The sequence below is a fragment of the Halorubrum sp. B53 genome, assembly GCF_059752395.1.
This window is the reverse complement of sequence record NZ_MWTH01000015.1, coordinates 34,739-58,384: the sequence shown is the minus strand read 5'-3', so window position 1 is coordinate 58,384 and position 23,646 is coordinate 34,739. Positions and strand designations below refer to the sequence as shown.

General features: G+C 70.0%; 22 protein-coding genes and 2 tRNA genes. 12 read left to right on the top strand and 12 right to left on the bottom strand.

The window, feature by feature from the left end:
• Positions 1-18: 18 nt before the first annotated feature.
• Entirely contained in the window at positions 19-2,241 is a 2,223-nt protein-coding gene (locus B4V06_RS12720) for a CDC48 family AAA ATPase (RefSeq protein ID WP_123112355.1), read from the bottom strand.
• A gap of 261 nt (positions 2,242-2,502) precedes the next feature.
• On the opposite strand from B4V06_RS12720, the gene larC reads away from it, so the two are divergent.
• The gene (larC, locus tag B4V06_RS12715) at positions 2,503-3,903 is read left to right on the top strand and encodes a nickel pincer cofactor biosynthesis protein LarC (protein ID WP_498170111.1); all 1,401 of its coding nucleotides are present in this window, start codon (positions 2,503-2,505) and stop codon (positions 3,901-3,903) included.
• 69 nt (positions 3,904-3,972) lie between these two features.
• On the opposite strand, the gene B4V06_RS12710 is transcribed toward larC, so the two are convergent.
• Positions 3,973-4,314 carry a hypothetical protein gene (locus tag B4V06_RS12710; RefSeq protein ID WP_123112353.1) on the bottom strand — a complete coding sequence of 114 codons (342 nt, stop codon included), beginning with the start codon at positions 4,312-4,314 and terminating at the stop codon, positions 3,973-3,975.
• 548 nt (positions 4,315-4,862) lie between these two features.
• Here B4V06_RS12710 and aspS point away from each other — a divergent pair.
• The 3 genes from aspS (at position 4,863) to B4V06_RS12695 (ending at position 7,379) form a co-directional block, all read left to right on the top strand.
• Entirely contained in the window at positions 4,863-6,167 is a 1,305-nt protein-coding gene (gene aspS / locus B4V06_RS12705; protein ID WP_498170643.1) for an aspartate--tRNA(Asn) ligase, read from the top strand.
• Positions 6,168-6,367: 200 nt separating this feature from the next.
• A complete protein-coding gene (locus B4V06_RS12700) occupies positions 6,368-6,679 on the top strand; it encodes a hypothetical protein (protein ID WP_123112351.1) in 312 nt (103 codons plus the stop codon).
• A 1-nt stretch (position 6,680) separates the two neighbouring features.
• Positions 6,681-7,379 carry a DUF4382 domain-containing protein gene (locus B4V06_RS12695; protein WP_498170109.1) on the top strand — a complete coding sequence of 233 codons (699 nt, stop codon included), beginning with the start codon at positions 6,681-6,683 and terminating at the stop codon, positions 7,377-7,379.
• Positions 7,380-7,823: 444 nt separating this feature from the next.
• Here B4V06_RS12695 and B4V06_RS12690 read toward each other — a convergent pair whose 3' ends face one another.
• Together B4V06_RS12690 and B4V06_RS12685 are read right to left on the bottom strand one after the other, a co-directional pair.
• Positions 7,824-8,501: a VTT domain-containing protein gene (locus B4V06_RS12690; RefSeq protein WP_498170107.1), complete on the bottom strand. Its 678-nt coding sequence runs from the start codon at positions 8,499-8,501 to the stop codon at positions 7,824-7,826.
• Positions 8,502-8,578: 77 nt separating this feature from the next.
• Positions 8,579-9,406, bottom strand: a complete 828-nt coding sequence (locus tag B4V06_RS12685; RefSeq protein WP_123112348.1) for an NAD(+)/NADH kinase — start codon at positions 9,404-9,406, stop codon at positions 8,579-8,581.
• A gap of 121 nt (positions 9,407-9,527) precedes the next feature.
• Here B4V06_RS12685 and B4V06_RS12680 point away from each other — a divergent pair, with 121 nt between their 5' ends.
• Genes B4V06_RS12680 through B4V06_RS12670 form a run of 3 tightly spaced genes read left to right on the top strand, consistent with a single transcriptional unit; the run spans position 9,528 to position 11,942 of the window.
• Positions 9,528-10,928: a KaiC domain-containing protein gene (locus tag B4V06_RS12680; RefSeq protein WP_498170106.1), complete on the top strand. Its 1,401-nt coding sequence runs from the start codon at positions 9,528-9,530 to the stop codon at positions 10,926-10,928.
• A gap of 58 nt (positions 10,929-10,986) precedes the next feature.
• Complete coding sequence (locus B4V06_RS12675) at positions 10,987-11,406, top strand: hypothetical protein (protein ID WP_498170104.1); 420 nt, start codon at positions 10,987-10,989, stop codon at positions 11,404-11,406.
• A gap of 44 nt (positions 11,407-11,450) precedes the next feature.
• Positions 11,451-11,942: a flavodoxin family protein gene (locus B4V06_RS12670; protein ID WP_498170102.1), complete on the top strand. Its 492-nt coding sequence runs from the start codon at positions 11,451-11,453 to the stop codon at positions 11,940-11,942.
• A gap of 249 nt (positions 11,943-12,191) precedes the next feature.
• Here the strand turns inward: B4V06_RS12670 and B4V06_RS12665 are convergent.
• Positions 12,192-12,262: transfer RNA gene (locus B4V06_RS12665), tRNA-Gly, on the bottom strand.
• 350 nt (positions 12,263-12,612) lie between these two features.
• Between B4V06_RS12665 and B4V06_RS12660 the strand changes: the two genes are divergently transcribed.
• Together B4V06_RS12660 and B4V06_RS12655 are read left to right on the top strand one after the other, a co-directional pair.
• Positions 12,613-13,860, top strand: a complete 1,248-nt coding sequence (locus tag B4V06_RS12660) for a glycosyltransferase family 2 protein (RefSeq protein ID WP_498170100.1) — start codon at positions 12,613-12,615, stop codon at positions 13,858-13,860.
• Between the two features lie 174 nt (positions 13,861-14,034).
• Positions 14,035-15,486 carry a M28 family peptidase gene (locus B4V06_RS12655; protein ID WP_498170099.1) on the top strand — a complete coding sequence of 484 codons (1,452 nt, stop codon included), beginning with the start codon at positions 14,035-14,037 and terminating at the stop codon, positions 15,484-15,486.
• Positions 15,487-15,513: 27 nt separating this feature from the next.
• On the opposite strand, the gene B4V06_RS12650 is transcribed toward B4V06_RS12655, so the two are convergent.
• A complete protein-coding gene (locus B4V06_RS12650) occupies positions 15,514-16,521 on the bottom strand; it encodes an NAD+ synthase (protein WP_255212514.1) in 1,008 nt (335 codons plus the stop codon).
• A gap of 418 nt (positions 16,522-16,939) precedes the next feature.
• Here B4V06_RS12650 and B4V06_RS12645 point away from each other — a divergent pair, with 418 nt between their 5' ends.
• Positions 16,940-17,470, top strand: coding sequence for an Rrf2 family transcriptional regulator (locus B4V06_RS12645; protein WP_123112342.1), 531 nt, complete (start codon positions 16,940-16,942; stop codon positions 17,468-17,470).
• A 10-nt stretch (positions 17,471-17,480) separates the two neighbouring features.
• On the opposite strand, the gene truA is transcribed toward B4V06_RS12645, so the two are convergent.
• Both truA and B4V06_RS12635 read right to left on the bottom strand, forming a co-directional pair.
• Complete coding sequence (truA, locus tag B4V06_RS12640) at positions 17,481-18,434, bottom strand: tRNA pseudouridine(38-40) synthase TruA (protein WP_123112341.1); 954 nt, start codon at positions 18,432-18,434, stop codon at positions 17,481-17,483.
• A complete protein-coding gene (locus tag B4V06_RS12635) occupies positions 18,431-18,943 on the bottom strand; it encodes a universal stress protein (protein WP_123112340.1) in 513 nt (170 codons plus the stop codon). Before B4V06_RS12635 ends, truA begins: the two co-directional genes overlap by 4 nt.
• A gap of 142 nt (positions 18,944-19,085) precedes the next feature.
• Between B4V06_RS12635 and B4V06_RS12630 the strand changes: the two genes are divergently transcribed.
• A complete protein-coding gene (locus B4V06_RS12630) occupies positions 19,086-19,652 on the top strand; it encodes a peptidylprolyl isomerase (RefSeq protein ID WP_123112339.1) in 567 nt (188 codons plus the stop codon).
• Positions 19,653-19,778: 126 nt separating this feature from the next.
• Here B4V06_RS12630 and B4V06_RS12625 read toward each other — a convergent pair whose 3' ends face one another.
• The 4 genes from B4V06_RS12625 to B4V06_RS12610 form a co-directional block, all read right to left on the bottom strand.
• A complete protein-coding gene (locus B4V06_RS12625) occupies positions 19,779-19,970 on the bottom strand; it encodes a hypothetical protein (RefSeq protein WP_123112338.1) in 192 nt (63 codons plus the stop codon).
• Positions 19,971-20,225: 255 nt separating this feature from the next.
• Positions 20,226-21,173, bottom strand: a complete 948-nt coding sequence (locus B4V06_RS12620) for a D-2-hydroxyacid dehydrogenase (RefSeq protein WP_123112337.1) — start codon at positions 21,171-21,173, stop codon at positions 20,226-20,228.
• Between the two features lie 91 nt (positions 21,174-21,264).
• On the bottom strand, positions 21,265-22,440 hold the full coding sequence (locus tag B4V06_RS12615; RefSeq protein ID WP_498170097.1) for a cystathionine gamma-synthase: 1,176 nt from the start codon (positions 22,438-22,440) through the stop codon (positions 21,265-21,267).
• A 94-nt stretch (positions 22,441-22,534) separates the two neighbouring features.
• A tRNA-Glu gene (locus B4V06_RS12610) sits at positions 22,535-22,645 on the bottom strand.
• 193 nt (positions 22,646-22,838) lie between these two features.
• Between B4V06_RS12610 and B4V06_RS12605 the strand changes: the two genes are divergently transcribed.
• Positions 22,839-23,645 (top strand): alpha/beta fold hydrolase, encoded by an 807-nt coding sequence (locus tag B4V06_RS12605; RefSeq protein WP_498170095.1) that lies wholly within the window; start codon positions 22,839-22,841, stop codon positions 23,643-23,645.
• Position 23,646 lies beyond the last annotated feature (1 nt).

Here is a 23,646-nt window from a genome sequence, read left to right as displayed (position 1 = left end):
CGGAGACGGGTCCGCCGCCTACTGGAACCCGATACGGCCGCCGGTGTCTCGGATCGCGCTGCCGCTGCCGCCCTTGAACTGCTGTTCGATCTCCTCGTAGTACGCGAGGATGTCGTCGTTGATAGTGGGGCGCACGGACTCCATGGCGCGCCGGAAGTGTTTCATCTCGACCTCCTCCGCGTCGTCGTCGTCGCGCAGCGCCTCGATGGCGGCCTCGCGGGCGATCCCCTCGAGGTCGGAGCCGACGTAGCCGTCAGTGATCTCCGCGACCTCGCGGAGGCTCACGTCGGGCGCGAGCGGCGTGTCCCGGGTGTGGATGTCGAGGATCTGCTCGCGGCCCTCCTGGTCCGGCTGGCCGATCATCACGAGCCGGTCGAACCGGCCCGAGCGCAGCAGCGCGGGGTCGATCATGTCGGGGCGGTTGGTGGCGCCGATCACCATCACGTCGCCCATGTCCTCGAGCCCGTCGAGCTCGGTGAGCAGCTGGTTGACGACGCGCTCGGAGACGTTGTTCCCCATTTCCTGCCCGCGCGAGGGCGCGAGGCTGTCGAGCTCGTCGAAGAAGATGATCGTCGGGCTCACCTGCCGGGCCTTCCGGAAGGTCTGCCGGATCGCCTTCTCCGACTCGCCGACCCACTTCGAGAGCAGCTGCGGTCCCCGGACCGAGATGAAGTTCGCGTTCGTCTCGTTGGCGACCGCCTTCGCCATCAGCGTCTTCCCGGTGCCGGGCGGCCCGTACAGCAGGACGCCCTTGGGAGCGTTGACGCCCATCCGGTCGAACTTCTCCGGCGAGGTGAGCGGCCACTCCACCGACTCCTGCACCTGCTGTTGGGCGTCGCTGAGCCCGCCCACGTCGTCCCACGAGATCTTCGGGAGCTCGACGAGCACCTCCCGCATCGCCGACGGCTCCACCTCGCTCAGCGCGCCGCCGAAGTCGTCGCGCTTGACGATCATCCGGTCGATGAGGCTCGGCGGGACCTCCTCGTCGTCGAGGTCGATCTCCGGGAGGTAGCGCCGGAGCGCCTTCATCGCGGCCTCCTTCGTCAGGCTCTCGATGTCGGCGCCGACGAACCCGTGCGTCTCGTCGGCGAGGTGGTCGAGGGAGACGTCGTCCGAGAGCGGCATCCCGCGGGTGTGGATCTGGAGGATCTCCTTGCGGCCCGTCTCGTCGGGGACGCCGATCTCGATCTCGCGGTCGAACCGCCCCGGGCGGCGGAGCGCGGGGTCGACGCTGTCGACGCGGTTGGTCGCGCCGATGACGACCACCTGCCCGCGCGTCTCCAGCCCGTCCATCATCGTCAGGAGCTGGGCGACGACCCGACGCTCGACTTCGCCGGTGACGTCCTCGCGCTTGGGCGCGATCGAGTCGAGCTCGTCGATGAAGATGATGCTCGGGCTCTCCTCTTTCGCGTCCTCGAAGATCTCCCGGAGCTGCTGTTCGGACTCGCCGTAGTACTTCGAGATGATCTCCGGGCCGGCGATCGAGAAGAACGACGCCGACGTCTCGTTGGCGACGGCCTTCGCGAGCAGGGTCTTCCCGGTCCCCGGCGGGCCGTGCAGGAGGACCCCCTGCGGCGGCTCGATCCCGAGCTTCGAGAAGATCTGCGGGTGTTTCATCGGCAGCTCGACCATCTCTCGGACGCGCTGGATCTCGTTTTGAAGGCCGCCGATGTCCTCGTAGGTGATCCCGCCGCCGGTCTTCTCGAACCCGGAGATCGGCTCCTCGCGGAGCTCGACCTCGGTGTCCTCGGTGATCAGGCAGACGCCGTCGGGTTCGGTCTCCACCGCGATCAGCGGGATCGCCTGCCCGGGCGACCGCATGAACGGGTGGTTCGTCGATGACATCACGGGGACGATGTCGCGCTCGACGACCGGGCGCTTGAGGATCTGTCGTTTCACCATGCCGGCGGCGTCGGACCCGAACTGCACGGACGCCTCCTCCGGCGGGGCCAGCACGAGCTTGTCGGCCTTCTCGGCCTCGGCCTTGCGGATGGTCACGCGCTCGCCGATGCCGACGTCGGCGTTCTGCCGGGTGAACCCGTCGACGCGGACCGTGTCGGTGTTCCAGTCCTGGCGGTCGGCGCGCCAGACCTTCGCGGCGGTCGTCTCCGCGCCCTCGATCTCGATGATGTCGCCGGGCGAGAGCTTGAGGTGCAACAGCGTGTCGGGGTCGAGTCGGGCGATGCCGCGTCCCGAGTCGTTCGGGTACGCCTTCGCCACTTCGAGTTGGACTTCGTTCATGATTCCTCGCGGGGGTTGTCCGTATCTCCATCCGGTTCGGGAATAAGCCTGTTGCCCCTGGCGGTGCCGCCGGCCAGTCCGGGAGAACCGGCGGGCACAGAGAACTGTGTTATCATATGTCACGATACGAATCCCTCACTTAAAACGCCGTCGTAAGCGTGCGTTTTCGCCGTCGATCCGGCGGCGGTCGCGCCCGGAGATCGAGGCGGCCTTCGTCGACGGATCCGGAGGTATTTGTCCCGCGCTCGCCTCCGGTCGGGCATGCGAACGCTCGCCTTCGACGGCCGGACCGGCGCCGCCGGCGACATGGTCTGCGCCGCGCTGATCGCGGCCGGCGCCGACCCCGATGTCCTCTCGGTCGTGGAAGACGCGCTCCCCGTCCGATACGAGGTCGGAGAGACGACGAAGAACGGGATCCGGGCGACGACCGTGGACGTGCTCCTCGACGGAGCGGACGGCGGAGGGGCGACTGGGAACGAGGACGCGGACGACCACGGTCACAGCCACGATCAGGAGCACGACCGGGGTCACAGCCACGAGCACGGCCACAGCCACAACGACGGTCACGACCACAGCCACGACCACGACCACAGCCACGACCACGAATCGGAGCGCGCCGAGGGCGCCGGCGTCCACCGCAGCTACCCCGAGGTTGTCGCGCTCGTGGAGTCGATGGAGCTCCCCGACGTCGTCGAGTCGCTCGCGCTCGACGCCTTCGAGCGGCTCGGCCGCGCCGAGGCGTCGGTCCACGGCACCGACCTCGACGAGACGCACTTCCACGAGGTGGGCGCGGACGACGCGATCGCCGACGTGGTGGGAGCGGCGCTCCTGATAACTGATCTCGACCCCCAGCGAGTCGTGACGACTCCCGTCGCCGCGGGCGGCGGCGAGGTCGAGATGAGCCACGGCGTCTACCCGGTCCCCGCGCCGGCGACGACAGAGATCGCGGCCGGCGCCGACTTCTCGCTGGTCGGCGGCCCGGTCGATCGCGAGCTGCTTACGCCGACCGGGGCCGCGATCCTCGCCGCGGTTGCCGAGGGCGTCGGCCGCCTGCCCGCCCTCGACGTCGACGCCGCGGGCTACGGCGCGGGGAAGGCCACCTTTCCCGACCACCCGAACGTGCTCCGCGCGCTCGTCGGCGAGAGCGACGAGCGCGGCGAGGACGCCGCGACCGAGCCGGCCGGTGACGGGCTCGTTCGCGACGAGATCGCGGTGTTGGAGACGAACCTCGACGACGCCGCTCCCGAGGTGCTCGGCGGGCTGCAGGAGACCCTCGCGAGCGCCGGTGCCCGCGACGTGACCGTCGTTCCGACGACGATGAAGAAGTCGCGGCCGGGGCACCTCGTGAAGGTGATCTGCAAGCCCGCGGACGCCGAGGCGGTCGCGGCGCGGCTCGCCCGCGAGACGGGCACCCTCGGCGTTCGACAGTCGAGCGCGAGCCACCGGTGGATCGCGGGGCGCGCCTTCGAGACGGCGACCCTCTCGATCGACGGCGACGACCACGAGGTGACGGTGAAGGTGGCCTCGACCGCCGGCGGCGACGTCTACGACGTGAGCGCCGAGTACGACGACGCGGCCGCGGTCGCCGAGGCCGCCGGACTGCCGATCCGGGACGTGCTCCGGCGCGCGGAGGCGCGGGTTCGCGAGGAGATCGGCGAGTAGCCACCCGTTGTCGCCCGGCTCACCGTTTCGGGCTGGCCCGGGGGTCCGGTCCCCGGGTCCCCGTCCCGCTCATCCGCCCTCTACGCGCTCGACACGCTGGGGATCCACGCCGAACCCGTCCGTCAGTCGCTCCGCGACCCGGTCGGCGACGCCGCCGGGCGCGTCCGTCTCCGGGCGCCTGTCTGGGTCCGCGACCGGGCGCTCGCCGTCGACGGAGAGGGTCGCGACCGCCTCCACTGTGGTGTCGTTGAGCCCCGGCTGGATGCCGGCGATCGTCAGGTCGTCGACGGCGACGCCGTCGACCCGCTCTAACTGTTGACGGGCCCCGGCGACGAGGTCGCCGCCGGCCGCCTGCGAGACTCGGACGGTCACCGTCGCCTCCACCGTCTGCGTGCGGATGGCTGCTGCCATGAGCCCCTCGCCGCGAGTCGAACGCGGTGCGACCTCGACCGCCGGCGTCGCTCTCGACGCCCGCGGGAGCGCGGGCGGAAGCGGCGTCGGCGCTCGCGAGGGGGCACGGTCGCGGTCGGCGCGATTCCGCTGTCGATACGGCGGCGGCTGGAGAGGACAGGTGCGGTCCGTCCCGCGGGGGACTCTCCCCAGCCGACGCGCGTTACGCGGTCGGCCGGACGGACCGTGTACCCGGAGTCCCGTAGCCGTTCCAGCCGAGGGGCGCGCCGCTGGCGAGGGCGGCGAACGCCGAGGCGGTGGAACGGAAGTGGGTCACGCGTGGACTCCGGCGGCGCGAGTGCGCCGTTGACAGGTTGATATGTCGGATGGTTATTAAATCTATGGCGGGGTTGCGGGTTGGTAGCACGCGACTTATTCGGCGGTCGGTCCGGTCGAAGGGACCGGCGCGGAGGCGGGGTGAGACCGCCGCGCGCGACGGGTTCCGTCGACGGCGAGACGACAGGCCTATGCCGAACGCCCGACCAGACACACGTAACGCAGCCACCGTCATGATCGAGCGAATCCACACGTCGGACGTCGAACCGGACGCGGACGAGGTCGCCATCGCCGGCCACGTCCACGAGATCCGCGATTTGGGGGGCCTCGTGTTCCTCATCGTGCGCGACCGCGAGGGGCTCATTCAGGTCGTCTTCAAGGAGGAGCGCGAGCCGGAGCTGTTCGAGGCCGTCCAGGACGTCGGCGCCGAATACGTGGTCCGCGTGGTCGGCGAGCCGCTGGAGAGCGACCAGGCCCCCGGCGGCGTCGAGATCGCGCCGACCGAGTACGAGGTCATCGACGAGGCCGACTCCCCGCTCCCGCTTGAGATATCGAAGGACATCGAGGTCGACCTCTCGACCCGGCTCGACAACCGTGCGCTCGACCTCCGGAAGCCGGAGACGCTCGCCGTGTTCAGCCTGCGCTCGAAGCTGATGACGGCGATGGAGGAGTGGTTCGACGACGAGGGGTTCGTCGACATCAAGACGCCGCTCATCTCGAAGGGCGGCGCCGAGGGCGGCGCCGAGCTGTTCCCGATCCTCTACTACAACAAGGACGCCTTCCTCTCGCAGAGCCCCCAGCTGTACAAGCAGATGCTGATGGCCTCGGGCTACGAGGCCGTCTACGAGACCGGGACCGCGTTCCGCGCCGAGGACTTCGCGACCTCCCGACACGTCTCCGAGATCGCGATGTTCGACGTCGAGCTCGCGTACATCGAGGACCACGACGACGTGATGGACGTCCAGGAGGAGTCGCTGCGGTACGCGCTCCGCGAGGCCGCCGAGAACGCCGAGCGCGAGCTCGACCTCCTCGACGTCGACCTCGACGTGCCCGAGGACGACTTCCCGCGGATCACCTTCGACGAGGCGCTCGACATCTTAGAGACCGAGTACGGCCACTTCCCGGACGACCCGACCGACCTCGACACGAAGGGGGAGAAGCTGCTCGGCGAGCACTTCGAGGAGCGGGGCCACCCCGCGTTCTTCGTCGTCGGCTACCCCGACGAGAAGTTCTACTACATGCAGGACGTCGAGGGCGACGAGATCGCCTCCCGGAAGTTCGACCTCATTTATAAGGGACAGGAGCTCTCCTCGGGCGGCCAGCGCGAGCACGACGTCGGGCGCATGGTCGAGGTCATGGAGGAGGAGGGCGTCGAGACGGCCAACTTCGAGTTCTACATCGAGGCGCTCAGCTTCGGCACCCCGCCCCACGGCGGCTACGGGCTCGGCATCGACCGCCTCGTGCAGAAGGTCGCCGATCTCGACAACATCAAAGAGGCGATCATGTTCCCGCGCGATCCGAACCGGCTGGAGCCCTGAGCGGGTCGCCCGGCCTGCGGCCGCGCTACCGACCTCGGTCGTTCCACCGTTCCTTTATAAGTTGCTACCCGTCTCCGACTTCGGGAGAGAAATCAGCCCCGACAAACCGCTTCCCCGCGATTAAACCGAGTTAATTCGGACCAAACTGGGCTGAACGGCGTACGCCATTAAAGGGGATAGCGCTCCGAGTCCGAATCGTCATGAACGCGATCCGAACGACACTGATCGTGGCGCTCGCCACGGTGGTATTAGTCGGCACCGGCGCGGCCGCCGGCGCCGTCGCGGCGACGCCCGGTCCGGACAACGGCTCGGGCGACGCCGGCCCGCCGAGCGACCTGCCCGACCAGGTGCCCGACTTCGTCGGCGACATCCTGAACAACGTGAACGAGTTCCTGTCGGGCGGCGTTGACGATCTCGGCGAGACCGTGAGCGACGTCGCCGGCAACGGTGACGGCGCCGAGGGCGACGACGCTGAGACCGACGACGGCGAGACCGACGAGGGGGGTGCGTAACGTGACGGACCGCGCGCCCGACCCCGACGCGGTCTCCCGGCGAACCTACCTGCAGGCGACTGGCGCCGCCGCGCTCGGGGCCGCCGGCCTCGCCGGCTGCGTCGGCAAGGCGACCGGGACGCTCGCGACCCGCGTGACCGACCAGCCGGCCGACATCGGCGACTTCGAGTCGCTCGTGGTCACCATCGAGGGGATCTGGCTCGGCCCCGAGGGCGCCGAGAGCGGCGCGGCGGGCAACGAGACCGACGACGGGAACACGACCGACGGCGACGACGCCGGCGGCAACGAGACCGACGACGGAGACGACGACGCGGACGAGCCCGCGGGTCGCGAGTACTTCGAGTTCGACGAGTCGCAGGAGGCGGACCTCGTGCAGCTGCAGGACGGCGAGACGCAGCTGATCGACGAGCGCGAGCTCGAGGTCGGCACGTACCAGTTCCTCCAGCTCGACGTCTCGAACGTCGACGGTACCTTGGAGGGCGGCGACGAGGCCGAGATCGACCTCCCCGGGAACGCCCCGCTCACGTTCAACGAGGAGTTCGAGGTCCGTGAGAACACCCGGACCAGCTTCACCGCCGACTTCGCGCCGGTGCGGCGCGGGAACGGCACGTACCTCCTGCGCCCGGTCCCGCGCGGGATCGAGGTCACGTACGGGGCGTCCGACGGGGACGACGCGAACGAGAGCGACGGCGACGCGTAATCGCGAACGGAACTCCGCGCGAGTCCGTATCGATTCGCGCCGAAACCGCCGATGCGACGACCCCGGTCCCCCGTTGAAGCCGTGTCCGGGCGGTGCCCCCTCAGGGCGCCGCCGCGGCTTCGGGGTTAGGGCTGGGACGGTCCCGGGAATCGGGGACCGGGGGAATGCACGCCGGCATCGGTCCCACAGGAGGCACACGGTTCGTTTCGACCGTTCGGAGGCCCCTGGCGTCCGGGCGGTCGGTACGTCCCGCCTGCAGTCGCGATCCCTCTGCCGACCGCGTCGCTGCGAACCACCCGCCGAGAGCGTAGCCGCGAACTATCCAACCGCGCGGTTGCGAACCATCCACTGACCGCGCCGTTGTGATTCCCCCGACAGCGCAGCCGCGATCGACTCCCCTGCCGCGATCCACCGACGGCTGCGATCTCTCGCCCGCCGAGACGGTCACGCCGTCGACGCGGGCCCTTCTCCGACGAAGGTCCGATACAGCGGCCCGGCGAGCAGCAGCGCCCCGACGCCGGCCATCGCGACGAGGACCGTCGGGTCGACGACCGAGAGGTCGCCGGCCGCGAGCCGGTCGAGCGAGACGCCGACCGCGACGCCGACGACTACCCACGGGAGCTCGCCCGCCGCGGTCCCGAGGAGGAACGGTCGCCGGCGGATTCCCACGGCCCCCGCCCCGACCGAGACCGCGTCGGAGGGGATCGGAAGCAGCCGAGTGGCAGCCACGGCCCGGACGCCGCCGGCCGCCGTCGCCAGTCGCTCGCCGGCGTCGCAGAGGCGGTCCGCGGCCCGGAAGGCGCCGCGGGCGCGGACCCGACCGGCCCGCGCGAGCCGGTAGGGGAGGATCGCCGTCGCGACCAAAAGAGCGACGCCGAGCGGGACGCCGGCCCAGCCGTACCCGAACCCGACGGCCACCGCGAGCAGCGTCGTCGGCCACGCTAGGAGGGGCCTGACGGCCGTCAGCGCCAGCAGCGCGACGCCGTATCGGATCGGGTTATCGGCGAGCAGCGAGAGCCGCCCGAGGACGGCCTCGGGCGAGGCGAGCCACGCGACGGCCGCCGCGACCGTGACGGCGACGCCCGCGGCGACGTATCCGAGCAGGACGAACCGGCGGTTCACAGCCGACGGTTCGCTCCGGGGAATAAACGCTTTGTGGGCCGGCGTCGCCGCGGGCGTCGCTGCCGGCCTCGTCGCTCTCAGGAGAGCTTCCCGAGCGCTTCGAAGAAGTCGGACGGCGGGCCGGCGATCCGCATCGGCGGCGTCGTCCGCTCGACGGTCACCTCGACGGGCGCCTCCAGCGTCGTCTCGTTGCGCCCGTCGCTGACGACGACCGCCTCGTCGACGCCCTCGACCGCCACCGTGACCGCGGCGTCGACGTCGACGACGAGCGGGGGCATCCCCTCGTCGGCGGCCATCTCGTTCACGACGAGCCCACTCACTCCCGGGCCGACGAGGGGGCCCCGCTCGGAGAGGTTGTAGGCGGTCGAGCCGGTCGGCGTCGCGACGAGCACGCCGTCGGCGTGGCCGCCGGAGTAGCGGCTCCCGTCGACGCGCACCTCGTAGTCGACGCCCGCGCCGGGGCCGCGGCGGTCGCTCTGGATCACGACCTCGTTCGCCGCCGGCACCGACGTCCAGTCGCCCGCCCGCGCCGCGAGCCGCGGCGCCTCCCGGACGTCCAGCTCGCCGCGACCGAACGCCGAGACCTCGGCGAGCACGGCCTCCTCGGCGTCCGCCGGAGGGACGGCGTTGAGGAAGCCGACCTCGCCGAGGTTGACGCCGACGATAGGGGTGTCGCCGGCGTTGCGCGCGGCGAAGAGGAACGTCCCGTCCCCGCCGACCACCACGGCGAGGTCCGCGTCGGCGAGCGCGTCGACCGACCGCCCGCGGTCGCCCTCGCCGAGCGCGTCGGCGGTTTCCGCGTCGAGCCAGACCGACTCCCCGGCGGCGACGACCGCGTCGCGCAGCTCCGCCGCGAGGCTCTCCGCGCGCTCGCTCCCCTTCCGCGCAACGATGCCGATCTCCATGTGTCCCGCGTTCTCGCCGCCGGACAAAAGGATGCGGACTTCGACCACGGCTTCCGGAAAGTTTCAAGCCCACCGCCCGCGTTGCCGGATACATGTCGACCGCCAACGGCCGACTGGGACGATGAGCGAGGAGGACGACTGGTTCGAGCGCGCGCTGCGCGACCTCGACGGGGAGTCCGACCGCTCGGCCGACGGTGAGACGGACGACGCCGAGGGCGGCGATCCGAAGACCGGAGAGGCCGACCGCGAAGCGGAGACGGACGACGGCGAAAGCCGGCAACACGACGGCACGGCCGACGGAGACGACAGCGACGAAGGCACCGAGGGCGATCGCTTCGGCGGCGGTTCGTTCGGCGATGACGACCCGTTCGGCGGTGGTTCGCCCGGCGGTGAGAGTTCCACCGAAGCGCCGGCCGAGGAGGACCTCGGAAACGGGTTCGGCGACGACGCTGGCGGGTCGTTCGGCGGCACTGACCTCGGCGAGGGCGACTCCGGGGGCCCAGACTTCGGCGAGGGCGACTCCGGCGGTCTCGATTTCGACGGCGCCGGCTCGTCCGAAACGGGCGATGGCGGTGAGGACCCGTTCGGCGGGTCAGAAGGCGGCGAGGACGACCCCTTCGGCGGGTCGGGAGGCGGGGGAGACCCCTTCGGCGGCGGCTCGTTCGGCGAGGACGACCCGTTCGGCGGCTACCGGAACTCCGCGGGGGGATCGTCGGACGACTTCGGCTTCGGCGAGTTCGGTGGGGGCGGCGGACCGGGCGACGTGGGCGACGCGGGCGGCGGCGAGCCGGAGTTCGACGTCGACCCGGACGAGTTCGAGTCGACGATCGAGCGCACCGACGTCGGGATCGAGGGGCTCGACGACATGATCCTCGGCGGGGTCCCGCGTCGCTCCCTGCTCTCCGTCATCGGCGGGGCGGGGACCGGGAAGACGACGTTCGCGCTCCAGTTCCTCAACGAGGCGCTCGAATCCGACCGAAAGGGGATCTACATCACGCTGGAGCAGACGCGCGAATCGATCCTCTCGACCGCGACGGAGAAGGGCTGGTCGTTCCGCGAGCACGCCGACGAGGACCGACTCGCCGTGGTCGCCATCGACCCCATCGAGATGGCGAACTCGCTCGCGTCGATCCGGAACGACCTCGTCCGGCTGATCGCCGAGTTCGACGCCGACCGGCTGGTGCTGGACTCCGTCTCGCTCCTGGAGATGATGTACGACCACCCGGCGAAGCGGCGCTCGGAGGTGTTCGGCTTCACCCGGTCGCTGAAAAACGCCGGCGTGACGACGCTGCTCACCTCCGAGGCCAGCGAGGAGAACCCCTACGCCTCCAGACACGGGATCGTCGAGTACCTCACCGACGCGGTGTTCGTGCTCCAGTACATCCGCGGCTCGGACTTCCGCGAGACGCGGCTCGCGGTCGAGATCCAGAAGATCCGCGACGCGAACCACTCCCGGGAGACGAAGCCGTACGAGATCACCGAAAGCGGGATCTCCGTGTACGGGCAGGCGAACATCTTCTGACGGACGCGTTCGCGTACAGCGGAATGGCTTTATAAACCGCATCGCGCAACGGATCGGCATGTCCCCCGCGATCGCGGCACTGCATCCCTCCCGTCGAGCACTCGGAAGCGGTCTGCTCGCCGGCCTTGCTCACCTGACCGTCGCCTGCGCGCTCGCCGACTGGTTCGGATTCTCAGTCGGCCCCTCTCCCTTCTCGGGGTACGTCGCCGTCGGCGGTCTGTTGCTCGGAGCGGTCCCGGTCGCGATTCTGGTCGAGACCCGACTCGTGGCCCCGTCGGTCGCCGTCGCCGCCGCGCTCGCCGCGTCGGCGTACGGGACGTGGTCCGTGTACGTCGCTCCGGACGTGACTCCCACCCCGGTCGATCCCACGCCGTTCGGCTGGTACCTGATCGCGTGGGTCGTCGTGCTCGGCGCGGCGCTGGCCGCGGGCGGCGTGGAGTACGGCCTCCGGCGGGTGTTAGCCGGACAACGCGACTGATCGGCTACGATCCGTTTAACTGCGGCGACGCCGAGAGACACCTGTTGCCACCAAACGTCTGTATCGCGTACTACTCTCGGACCGGTACCACGCGGAGCATCGCCGAGACGGTCGCCGAGCGATTCTCCGAGGCAACGGTCAACCGGATTCGACCGGCGGAAGAACGCAGATACGCCGACTGGCTCCTCCGCTCGGCCGTCCCCGGATCGAGCGTTCCCATCGAACCGATCCAAACGGACCTCCGCGAGTACGACGCGGTCTTCCTCGGCACGCCGAAGTGGACGCTCTCGTGTCCGCCGTTCACGGAGTTTCTCCGGCGGGCCTCCCTCGAGGGCTGCCCGACGGGCGTCTTTCTGACGTACGGCGGGTTCGACGAGGAGCGGTATCTGCGACGGATCGTCTCGACGCTCCGGGAAGACGGTGCGGACGTCCGCGCCACGCTCCGAGTTCAACGCGACGCTATCGACACGCCCGACTGCGACGCCGGCGTCTCGCGGTTCTGCGACGCGGTCGTCCCGTCAGACACCGATCACTGACGAGGGCGTCACGGTCGAATTTATCGTCCGTGATCCCTCTAACTGCGTTCGAGAACTGCACCGTCCGGGAGTCACGCGAGCGGAGCGAGCGTGACAACGGACGGTGCACGATCGAAGGGAGTGCACCGTCCGGGAATTGAACCAGAGGAAGACGTTCCGGGGCTGCGGTCTCGCTTCGCTCGACCGTTCCGGGCTGCGACTTCCAGGGTTCAATTCCGTCCGGTGATTTCTCTCACTACGTTCGAGAAATGCACCGTCCGGGAATTGAACCCGGGCTATTAGCTTGGGAAGCTAATGTCCTACCACTGGACCAACGGTGCCCTATCGGAACGTCCGTTTGGCTGCACTTTAACATAGCGTTTTGGACGGTGGTCAGGACCGTTCGCGTCCGCGGATCACGCGCCCGCTTCCGCATCAGTGAGAGAGGTCCGGTCTTCGGTACCGGCCCGCGGGACGGTGCGCGCGGGACTGCGACCGGGCCGTGAGACGATATTTCCGCGATAGACGGAGGGTGCTAGCAGTTCACGTGCGATCAGTCACCATCGTACCGCAGTCACCCGATTAAGTTGGATTACACCGGATTAAAACCGCCAACTCGACCGAAAAACGGCTGAACTCCGGGCCAGCGTTTGGACGGTTCATAGGGGTAGAGGAGCCAGGGGGAGACACGATGAACACGGAACGCATCGGACTGGTCGCGGTTACGCTAGCGCTCCTCGTGGGCGGTGCGGCGACGCTGTTCGCGCCGACGGTACTGTCTGGCCCGGGGAGCGCTCCGGCTCAGGCGCAGGCGACGACCACCACCGTCCTCGACGGCGGCCTCGCGTCGCTGTTCGGCGTCACCCTGTGGGGCGTGACGCTGCTCTTCGGGGCCACCGCGCTCGTGTGGTTCGTTCTCACGACGGTCGTCGGCGCGGGCTATGAGACGCCCCCGAACGAGTACGGGCTCGAGGAGATGCAGGTCCGGATCATGACCGTCGACGCCGCCGACGTGGTTCAGGAGACCGTCGACTCCCTGCCCGAGGGGCTCGACGACGTCCACGTCGTCGCGGAATCGGCCATCGACGTGACGGGGGCGACGGTCCACGTCGTCCCGGACGAGTTCACGAGTCGGGCGGTCCGGAAGGGCCGCGCACAGGAGTGGGCACGGCAGGCCCTGACGTGTCAGAAGGAGTTCGTGCTGTACCTCGACGAGGACAGCATTATCGAGTCGCTCAACGGGCTTCCGGACGCGGATATCGTCCAGCTCCGCGAGAAGCCGCGCCGTACGGGGTCGAATCTGAGCTATCTGGCCGACGTCTACCGGATGGGCGTGCAGTACGAGCAACGCGCGTTCGCGCGCCTCTCGATCCCGCTGTTCGCGTGGGGCGGCGGTATCGCGGTTCGGACGGAGGTCGAGGAGAGGACGACGTGGGACCGCGAGACGCTCGTCGAGGACACCGCCTTCGTCTGGGCGGCCTTCCAGGAGTTCGACGTGACGTTCGCGCTGGCGGACGCCGTCTGCCGGAACGAGGCGCCGCCCTCGCTGTACGAGATCCTGCAGCAGCGCCGCCGCTGGGCGGCCGGCAACGTGCAGGCGTCGACGATGCTCCCGCTGCGGTACGAGCTGCTGACCCGTCTGCGGAACTACGCCTGGGCGCTCTCGCCGATCGTCACGCTGCTCGTCGTGCCGCTGTCGCTCCTGAGCGTGACGATCGCGTACAGCGGGCTGTTCTTCGCGGCGTCCATGGGGCTGGCGCTGTGTACCCTCGGTTGGTTCCTCCTGGGCGTCGTCTACTACGGCGATGACCACCGTCAGTGGGCGCTCGCGCTCCCGCTGGCACCGGTGATCACCGTCATCCACTCCATGGGGACGGTCGCGGGGATCCTCAACCCGCCGGAGACGTTCCGCGTGACGTCGAAGGTGGGGGGCGAGTGACGCGTCAGTCCGACGCTGACCTCCGGCCGAGCGATTGCGGTCGCCGTGCGCGGGACAGTACCCTGCATTAACCAGGCCAACGGTGCTTGGTCCGGCGGATCTGTCGCCGTTCTCATGGCGTATTTCGGGTGCCGGGAGGCACACGCTTAACCGCCCGCCGACGGACACGTTTCCATGCACTCACAGCCGACCGGAACCGACGTGGCCGCCGATCCCGAGGCCGTCGAGCGCGTCCGCGAGCGACGCGCCGCGCTCGCCCCGGCACTCGGACGGGCGTGGACCGACGACGAGCCGTGGCGCCTCCTCACCGATCTCACCGCGATCGGGAGCCGCATGGCCGGGAGCGACGGAGAGCGCCGCGCGGCGGCGGTCGTCGCGGAGGCGTTCGAGCGCGCGGGCGTCGCCGACGTCGACACCGACGCCTTCGGACTCGACGCGTGGGAGCGCGGGAGCGCGGAGCTCCGGGTCCGAGTCCCGGACCGGGCCGGCGGGGAGACCGCCCGCGAGTTCGAGTCGATCGCGCTCCCGTACTCGCCGGCGGGCGCGGTCGCGGGCGAGCTCGTCGACGTCGGGTACGGCACCCCCGCCGAGGTCGACGAGCGCGACGTCGAGGATCGGATCGTCGTCGCCTCGACGACGACGCCGTCGGGCGGGCGGTTCGTCCACCGCATGGAGAAGTTCGGGTACGCGATCGACGCGGGCGCGGTCGGGTTTATTTTCGTCAACCACCTCGACGGCCAGCTCCCGCCGACCGGCTCGCTGACGTTCGGCGGGGAGGCCGACGCGGTCGCCGTCGGCGTCTCGAAGGAGACCGGCGCGTGGCTCCGCGAGTACGCGGTCGGCGGGGGCGTCGGGGGCGACGTCGGCGGTTCAGGCGCGACCGACGCGACCGCCGAGGCCGAGCTCGCGGTCGAAGCGACGACCGCCCCCGGCGAGAGCCGGAACGTCGTCGGGCGCGTCGGGCCGGACACTGACGAGCGGCTCCTGCTGATCGCCCACTACGACGGCCACGACGTCGCGGAGGGGGCGCTCGACAACGGCTGCGGGATCGCCACCGTCGCGACCGCGGCGGGGATCCTGACGGAGGCGGAGCTCCCGATCGGCGTCGATGTCGTCGCGGTCGGGGCCGAGGAGGTCGGTCTGCTCGGCGCGGAGCACCTGGCCGAGACGGTCGATCTCGACCGGGTGCGAGGCGTGATCAACGTCGACGGCGCGGGGCGCCACCGGAACCTCGTCGCGCTCGCGCACGCCTCCGACGCCGCCGCCTCGATCGCGAAGTCGGTGTCGGCGGCGACCCGCCAGCCGATCGCGGTGGACGCCGAGCCCCACCCCTTCTCCGACCAGTGGCCGTTCGTCCGGCGCGGGGTACCGGCGCTCCAGCTCCACAGCGACTCCGGCGACCGCGGGCGGGGGTGGGGGCACACGCACGCCGACACCCGGGACAAGGTCGACGACCGCAACATCCGGGAGCACGCGATGCTGACGGCGCTGCTCGTCCGCGAGTTCGCGGCCGGCGAGCGCGACGTGCCCCGGCTCGGCCGGGACCGTCTCGTCGGCGAGTTCCGCGACGCCGACTTCGAGACGGGGATGCGCGCGGCCGACCTCTGGCCCGAGAACTGGGAGTAGCGCGAGTCGACCGCGGGGGTCCGACCGCTATCGCCCGCGGCCGGTCGGGACGGCCGGCGTCGAGCGCTTGTGGTCCGTGGCGCGGTGTCGCGCGAGCAGATCGTCGACGGTCTCCTCGTCGATCTCGGTGTCGGCGTCCTCCCCCGACAGGCGCTCCGCGATCGTCGCGGCGTCGAGCCCGCGGTCGACGCCGAGCCGGAGCACGCGGTCGATCACGTCGTACGGGGCGCCGAGGTCGTCGGCGTCGCGCTGTCCCGGGAGGAACCCCGCGGTCGGCGGCTTCTCGACGACGAACTCCGGCACGTCGAGCTCGGACGCGAGCGCGCGGACCTCGGTCTTGTACAGGTGCCCGATCGGATGCACGTCCGCGCCGCCGTCGCCGTGTTTCGTGAAGTAGCCGAGCAGCAGCTCGCTCCGGTTCGACGTCCCGCAGACGAGGCGGTTCGTCGCGTTGGCGGCGAGGTACGCGAGCGTCATCCGGAGCCGCGCGACTGCGTTGCCGGACAGGATCGGCTCGTCGTGGAGGTCGAAGCGGTCCGGGGCGACCGCGCCGAACTGCGCGAACAGCGAGTGGAGGTGCACCGTGTCGTGCTCGATCCCGAGCGCGTCCGCGAGCGCTTCCGCGTCGCGCGCGTGGTGCGCTCCGACCTTGTTACACGGGAGTATCAGCCCGTACACGCGGTCGGCGCCGAGAGCCTCGACGGCGAGCGCCGCCGTCACCGTGGAGTCGAGGCCGCCGCTCATGTTGACCACGACCCCGTCGGCGTCTGCGGCCCCGATCGAGGACTCGATGAACGTCCGGACGCGCTCGCGCTCGACGACGGGGTCGCCCGGGGCGAGCCCCCGATCGACGGGGCCGTCGTCGCCGGTCGGCCCCTCGGTGAGGATCTCGTCGACGATCGCGGCGTCGGCCGCGCCGTCGGCGACCGAGCCGTCGGTCGCTTCGGCTCCGTCGCGGGCGCCCGCGGCGACCCCGACCGCTTCGCGTTCGGTCAGCGAGTCGCCGTCGAACGCCGGGGACCCGCGCTCATCCATCGGTCGGTCCCCCGTTGGCTCCGATCGTCGGTCTCCGACTCCACCGCGTGACGCGATCCGTCACCGCGGCTCGGCGGCGATGCGGCCGCGGTCGACCGCCGGTTCGACGGTTCATGAGTTACCCGTCGCTTCCGAGCGCACGGATAAATACTCACGGTGCCAAGTGTATAAGGAATAATGCGTATTCCACGATGTATTTACTATTTTCTCGAATATCGTTTGACGAGACGCAACTAAAACGGGGATAAGTGTCCGATATATAAACTGAGCGTTCGAAAAGGCACGTCTAGAATCCGAATGTAGTGTTTTTTGGGAAAAAGACATAGGTTCTCAATTAGAACTCCCTAAGATGCCTATATTAAGAATATAAGTCCGGTATAGCCAAACGTTTATCCAGTACAATAGTCACCGTTTGTCCATGTCAGCGATACAGCTCACGTCGAGCCAGAAGCGCGTGCTCACCGCGCTCGTGAACCTCGCGGAGAACGCCGACCGGCCGGTGTCCGGGCGGGAGATCGCCGAGTCGATAAACCGGAACCCCGGCACGGTTCGGAACCGGATGCAGAGCCTCCGGGACCTCCGGTTAGTCGAGGGCGTTCCCGGTCCCGACGGCGGCTACGTGCCCACCGACGGCGCCTACGACACCCTCGGCGTCGAGCGGATGGACGACGCGGAGTCCACGCCGGTCGCGGTCGAGGGCGACCCGGTAGAGGGGGTCAACGTCGAGGAGATCGACCTCTCGAGCGTCGCGAACCCCGAGCTCTGCCGCGCCGAGCTCGTGATCCGCGGTCCGGTCAGCCCGTTCGAAGCGGGCGATCACGTCACCGTGGGTCCGACCCCGGCGGCCGGCCTGCGACTCTCGGGCGTCGTCGACGCCACGAACGTCGACGGCAACACCCTCCTGTTGCGCATCCAGGGCATGGAGACCCCCGCGGACGCCGCCACGTGACCGCGGGAATTTAAAAAGCGGCGTCGCCGTCGGCACCATCGTTGCCGTCGTCGACGGGCCTCCCGTCATCGCCGTCGCCCCGCTCGCCGGGCTCTCTCCGATAGCCGGTCGCGACCCGATCGCGGATCGCTCCCGTCGCGGCGGCGACGTCGCGGGCGGTCCGATACCGCTCTCCGAAGGCGACGCGGGCGCTCTCGGCGGCCTCCCGATCGACATCGAACGAGACTCCCTCGTACGCGACGTCCCACAGCACCAGCGGCTCGGGCGGCGCGGGCCCGACGCCGATCTCGCCCGGCACCGGATCCGAGTCGAGCAGGCGGTCGATTCGCGACAAATCAGTCTGTCCGCGGCCGACTGCCCGGACCGCGGCGACGAGGCGACGGACGAGCGCGCGCGGGAAGCCGTCGGCGGCGACCTCGAGCACGAGCAGGTCGTCGTCCCGGGTCGCGGTCGCGGTCAGGTCCCGAACGGTTCCCGCGTCGTCGCTCGTCAGGTTGTGGAAGTCGTGGCGCCCCGAGAGCCGATCGAGGGCGTCGCGGACGCGCACGTCGTCCACGGCGTGGGCCGGGTCCGCCGAGGGGGCTCCCGCCTCCGGCGCATAGAGGTGATACCTGTAGGTTCGCCGGTCGGCGTCGTGGGTCGCGTGGAATCCGTCGCGGACGTCCGCGGCCGCCCAGACCCGCACCGAGCCGGGGAGGTGCCCGTTGAACGCCCGCGGCGTGAGCCATTCCGGTGCCTCGAACGAGACCGTCTGGGCGACGGCCGAAACCCCGGCGTCGGTCCGGCCCGCGGCCGCGTAGCCGGGCGGCGTCGCGTGCGTCGGCCCGTCGCCGCGGTCGAGGATCCCGTGGTTCGCGAGCGCCCGCAGCAGGGTCCCCTCGATGGTCGTCGCGTGGGGCTGGCGCTGGAAGCCGGCGAACTCGCGGCCGTCGTACGCGACCCGGAACGCGCGGGTCGCGGTCACGCCTCGTCTTCGGTCGACCCGTCGCCCTCGTCGGAGTCTTCGCTTGTCTCGGGCTCCGCTTCCGCCGCCTCCTCGGGCGTCTCGTCGGCTATCGGCACGGTGACCACGGGAACGGGGGAGAGGCGGACCACCTTCTCGGTGACGCTGCCGAGGAGGACCCGGCGGAGGCCGCTGCGGGTGTGGCTCGGCATCACGACGATGTCGACCCCGAGGTCGGTGATGGCGTCTTCGATGACGTCGGCGGGCTCGCCCTGACGGACGTAACCGACGACGTCGACGCCGGCGGCCTCCAGCTCCGCGGTCACCGTCTCGACGCGGTTCTGCGCCGCGGTCTCGATGCGCTCGGCGAACGCGCCGGCCTGCGGCCCGCGGAGCGTCTCCGCCAGCGTGTCGACCGCGCTCACGACGTGAACGGTCGCGTCGTAGCGCTCGGCGAGGCTGGCCGCGTGCGGCACCGCGTCGTTCGCTTCGCTTCCGGGCGCGACGGGCAGGAGGATATCATCGTACATACGTAACACTGCTCGGCCCGGGTGCAAAACGATACCGGCGCGCGAGAGCGGTCGGCGTCGCCCACGCCGACACGGACGGTAGACGCAGACGGGTACGACGCGGATGGGTAGGGTTTTCCGGCGCGCGTCCGTCCACGGTGACATGGCACGAGCGGTTTCCAACCCCGACAACCCGCAGGTGACGCTCCGGACGAATCACGGCGACGTCGTCGTCGAGCTGTTCGCCGACCGCGCCCCGAAGACGGTGGAGAACTTCCTCGGGCTGGCGCGGCACGACCCCGCCGCGGACGCCGACCCCGCGCGCGACACGAACACGTGGGAGGACCCCGAGAGCGGCGAGGTCCGGGGCGACTCGCTGTACGAGGGGAACGTCTTCCACCGCGTCATCGAGGACTTCATGATCCAGGGCGGCGACCCGCAGGAGAACGGCCGCGGCGGCCCCGGCTACCAGTTCGACGACGAGTTCCACGACGACCTCACCCACGACGGTCCCGGCATCCTCTCGATGGCGAACTCCGGCCCAGACACGAACGGCTCGCAGTTCTTCATCACGCTCGACGCGACCCCGCACCTCGACGGCAAGCACGCCGTCTTCGGACAGGTCATCGACGGGATGGACGTCGTCGAGGAGATCGGCTCGGTACCGACCGACCGCCGCGACGAGCCCCGCGACGCGGTCGAGATCGAAGGCGTCACGGTCGACGAGTAAAGCGCGTTCGCGGAGTTTTTTTATAAATAAAGAGGGCCGTCGACGCTCTCAGTAGACGGACACTTCGGCTCGGATTCGTTCGAGACGCCCGGCTTCGCTCACGCCTGTCATCGAGCGAATTCGCGGTCAGGCGTCTTCCCGAGCGAGACGCTCTTCGCGGGACCGGTGTAATCCGTACACTCCGACGATCCCCGAGATCCATATGAGGGCCGTATACGGCCAGACGTAGCCGAACCCCTGTCCGTAGATCCGGATCGCTCCGAAGCAAGCGATCACGCCCAACAGAATCGCGAGCCGCTGGAGGGACTCACCGTGCATCGACCGATAGTTTGGACGCAACTGACGTATAATGCTTGCTAATGATCGTGTTCGGCGGAGTTGGTAACCCCGTCGTGGTAAGTTCGCGCCAGTCAGCGAGCGACCGCTTCGCGCTCCGTGGCCGCCGAGGCGCGCAAGTCGAACCGCGTCGCCCGCGTCCGAGCGCGAGGGAGGCGCGGTCGACGGGATCGGTCGAGCGCGAGGGACGCGTTGCTACGTGACCGTCTGGGATACGTGACCGTCTATGTCACCTGCTCACACCACCCGGTTCTCGAGCTCCTCGCCGCTTTCGAGCCGGTCGAGGTTGCCGGCGAGGATGTCGGCGACGCGGTCGTAGTAGTGCGGGGTGTGGCCCGCGTTGTGCGGGGTGATCGTGACGTTGCCGAGCCCCCACAGCGGGTGGTCCTCGGGCAGCGGTTCGGGGTCAGTCACGTCGAGCGCGGCCCCGCGAATCCGGCTGTTCCGGAGCGAGGAGACGAGCGCGTCGGTATCGACGATGGGCCCGCGCGCGATGTTTATCAGGACGGCGTCGGCGCGCATCGTCTTGAGCGCCTCCGCGTCGACCATTCCCCGCGTCGTCTCCGTGAGCGGGCAGGCGATCACCACGTACTCCGCGTCGGCGATCGCCTCGTGGAACTCGTCGAAGCCGTACACCGCGTCGGCCGGGCCGCCTTTTTCCGGAGAGTACCGAACCCCGACCGTGTCGACGTCGAAGGATTTCAGGCGGTCGAGGACCGTCCGCCCGATTGCGCCGAGGCCGACGACCGCGACCGTCGAGCCGTACACCTCGGTCGTCTCGTAGGTGCGCCACTCGCGCTCCGCCTTCTGCCGGTGCGCGCGCGGCCACTGGCGGGCGTGAGTGATCATCGATCCGACGACGTACTCGGCGATGTTCGGCCCGTGGACGCCCGAGGCGTTCGTCACGGCGACGCCGCGGTCCGCGAGGGCGTCGCTCGGGAGGTGGCCGGTCCCGGCGAAGACGCAGGCGAACAGCTCGAGCTCCTCGGCGGCGGCCAGCAGCTCCTCGTCGATGTGAAGCCCGACGGCGACGCGAGCGGTCGCGATCAGCTCGCGCTCCTCCGCCGGCGTCCGCGCCAGCCCGATCTCTTGGTCGGGGAGCCGCTCGCGGAGCGACGCGACGAGGTCCGACGCGTCCGAGCCGTGGATCGTCTGTCGCAACACGAGTACGTCTGGATCGCTCATGGCGACGCCACTCGGCGCAACCGTTATAAAGGGTGCCCGTGCGGCGAAGGGTGCCGGCTTCGAGACGGGACGAGTCGGCGGCTCGCTCCCGTTACTCCGAGGCGGCGTCGAACGCGGCCTGCAGGTCGGCCTTCATGTCGTCGACGTGTTCGAGGCCGACGGAGACGCGGATGAGCCCGTCCGTGAGCCCGGCCGCGAGGCGCTCCTCGCGCGGGATCGCGGCGTGGGTCATCGCGGCCGGCTGCTCGATGAGGCTCTCGACGCCGCCGAGCGACTCCGCGAGCGTGAACACCTCGGTCTCGCTCACGACCGTCGACGCCTGGTCGAGGCTCCCGTCGAACTCGAACGACAGCATCCCGCCGAAGGCGTTCATCTGCTCGGCCGCGAGCTCGTGGTCCGGGTGGCTCTCCAGCCCGGGGTAGTAGACCCGGCTCACGTCGTCGTGGTCCTCCAGCCACTCCGCGAGCTCCATCGCGTTCTCGCAGTGGCGGTCCATCCGCACCGGGAGCGTCTTCGTCCCGCGGAGCACGAGGAACGAGTCGAACGGCCCGGGCGTCGCGCCCACCGAGTTCTGGTAGAAGCCGAGCCGCTCGTCGAGCTCCTCGTCGTCAACGATCAGCGCGCCGCCGATCGTGTCGGAGTGGCCCCCGAGGTACTTCGTCAGCGACTGCGAGACGATGTCGGCGCCGTGTTCGAGCGGGCGCTGGAGGTACGGCGTCGCGAACGTGTTGTCGACCGCGCAGAGCGCGTCGTGCTCGTGCGCGATGTCCGCGAGCGCGCCGATGTCGTTGACGTTCATCAGCGGGTTCGTCGGCGTCTCCACCCACACGAGCTCCGTCTCCTCGCGCAACGCCGCCCGGACCGCGTCGTGGTCGGTCGTGTCGACGAAGCTGGTGTCGATATCGTACTCGTCGTACACCTGCGTGAGGATGCGGTGGGTGCCGCCGTACACGTCGTCGCCGGCGACGACGTGGTCGCCCGCCGACAGCAGGTTCAGCACGGTGTTTATCGCGGCCATCCCCGAGGAGAAGCAGCGCGCGTGACTCCCCGACTCCAGCGACGCGAGGTTCGCCTCTAAGTCGGTCCGGGTCGGGTTCCCGGTCCGGCTGTACTCGTAGCCGCGATGGTCGCCCGGCGCGTCCTGTTTGTACGTGGAGTTCGCGTGGATCGGCGTCATCAGCGCGCCGGTCTCGGGGTCGGGCTCCTGTCCCGCGTGGATCGCGCGGGTCTCGAAGCGCGAGTCGTCGCCTTCGGGGTCGTCGCTCATACCGGAGCCTCGTCGGCGAGCGTGGTGATTCTTCCCCTTCGACGCGGCGGTCGCGAGGACGACGCCGCCGCTGGCGGCGTAGGTGTGTGAGAAGTGCTCGGTCAGGGATTTGAACCCTGGTCGTCGGCTGACTTCCGAACCGGCGCGGCGTCGCGCCGAATCCGTCGAAAGGCCAACATGATTGGCCGGACTACACCAACCGAGCGCGATTCCCGCTTGTGCCGCATCCGATTTAACTCTTCTCAACTCCCCGCACCGTGGGACGGCTCGACAGGGGTCCAGTCTCCGGGTTCTCCCGTGTCGACGCCGAGCCCGAAGTGCGGCGTTCGCCGGATACCGGTGGGGTGGTTGAAACGTTAACGTGCGGGTTGATGCGCCGTGGCGTCTTCGGTATGGGCATGCCGAGAGCGACACGCGACGGCGTTGGGATCGACTACGCCGTCGACGGGACGAGCGACGGGCCGACGGTGCTCCTGCTGGAGGGATTGGGGTACGGTCGCTGGATGTGGCGGTGGCTGACCGAGGACCTCGCGGACGGGTACGAGATCCTTCGGCCCGACAACCGGGGGACCGGCGACTCGGACGTGCCCGAGGGGCCGTACTCGATCGACGAGATGGCCGCCGACGCGCAGGCCGTCCTCGACGACCACGGCGTCGACCGTGTCCACGTCTGCGGGGCTTCGATGGGCGGGATGATCGCCCAAGAGCTCGCGCTGACCGACGACCGGGTCGCCTCGCTGACCCTGCTGTGTACGTCGCCCGGCGGCGACGACGCCCCCGAGATGCCCCCCGACGTGCGGGAGCACATCTTCTCGGCGCCCGAGGACGCGGGCCCGAAAGAGCGGGTCCGATACCTGATGGAGCCCGCGGTGAGCGACGACTTCTACGAGCGCGAGTCCGAGCTCGTCGACCGGATCGTCGAGTGGCGGCTGACGGGCGACGCGACGCCCGTGGGCCGGGAGGCGCAGGCCGCCGCGGTCGCCGCGTTCGACGCGACGGACCGACTCGGCGAGCTCTCGGTCCCGACGCTGGTGCTCCACGGCACCGCCGACCGGGTGCTCCCGGTCGGGAACGCGGACCTGCTGGCCGAGCTCCTGCCGCACGCGACGGTCGAACGAGTCGACGGCGGCCCGCACCTCTTCTTCATCGAGGAGCGAGAGAGCGTCGACGGCAGGATCCGGTCGTTCCTCGACGGGGTCGCCTGAG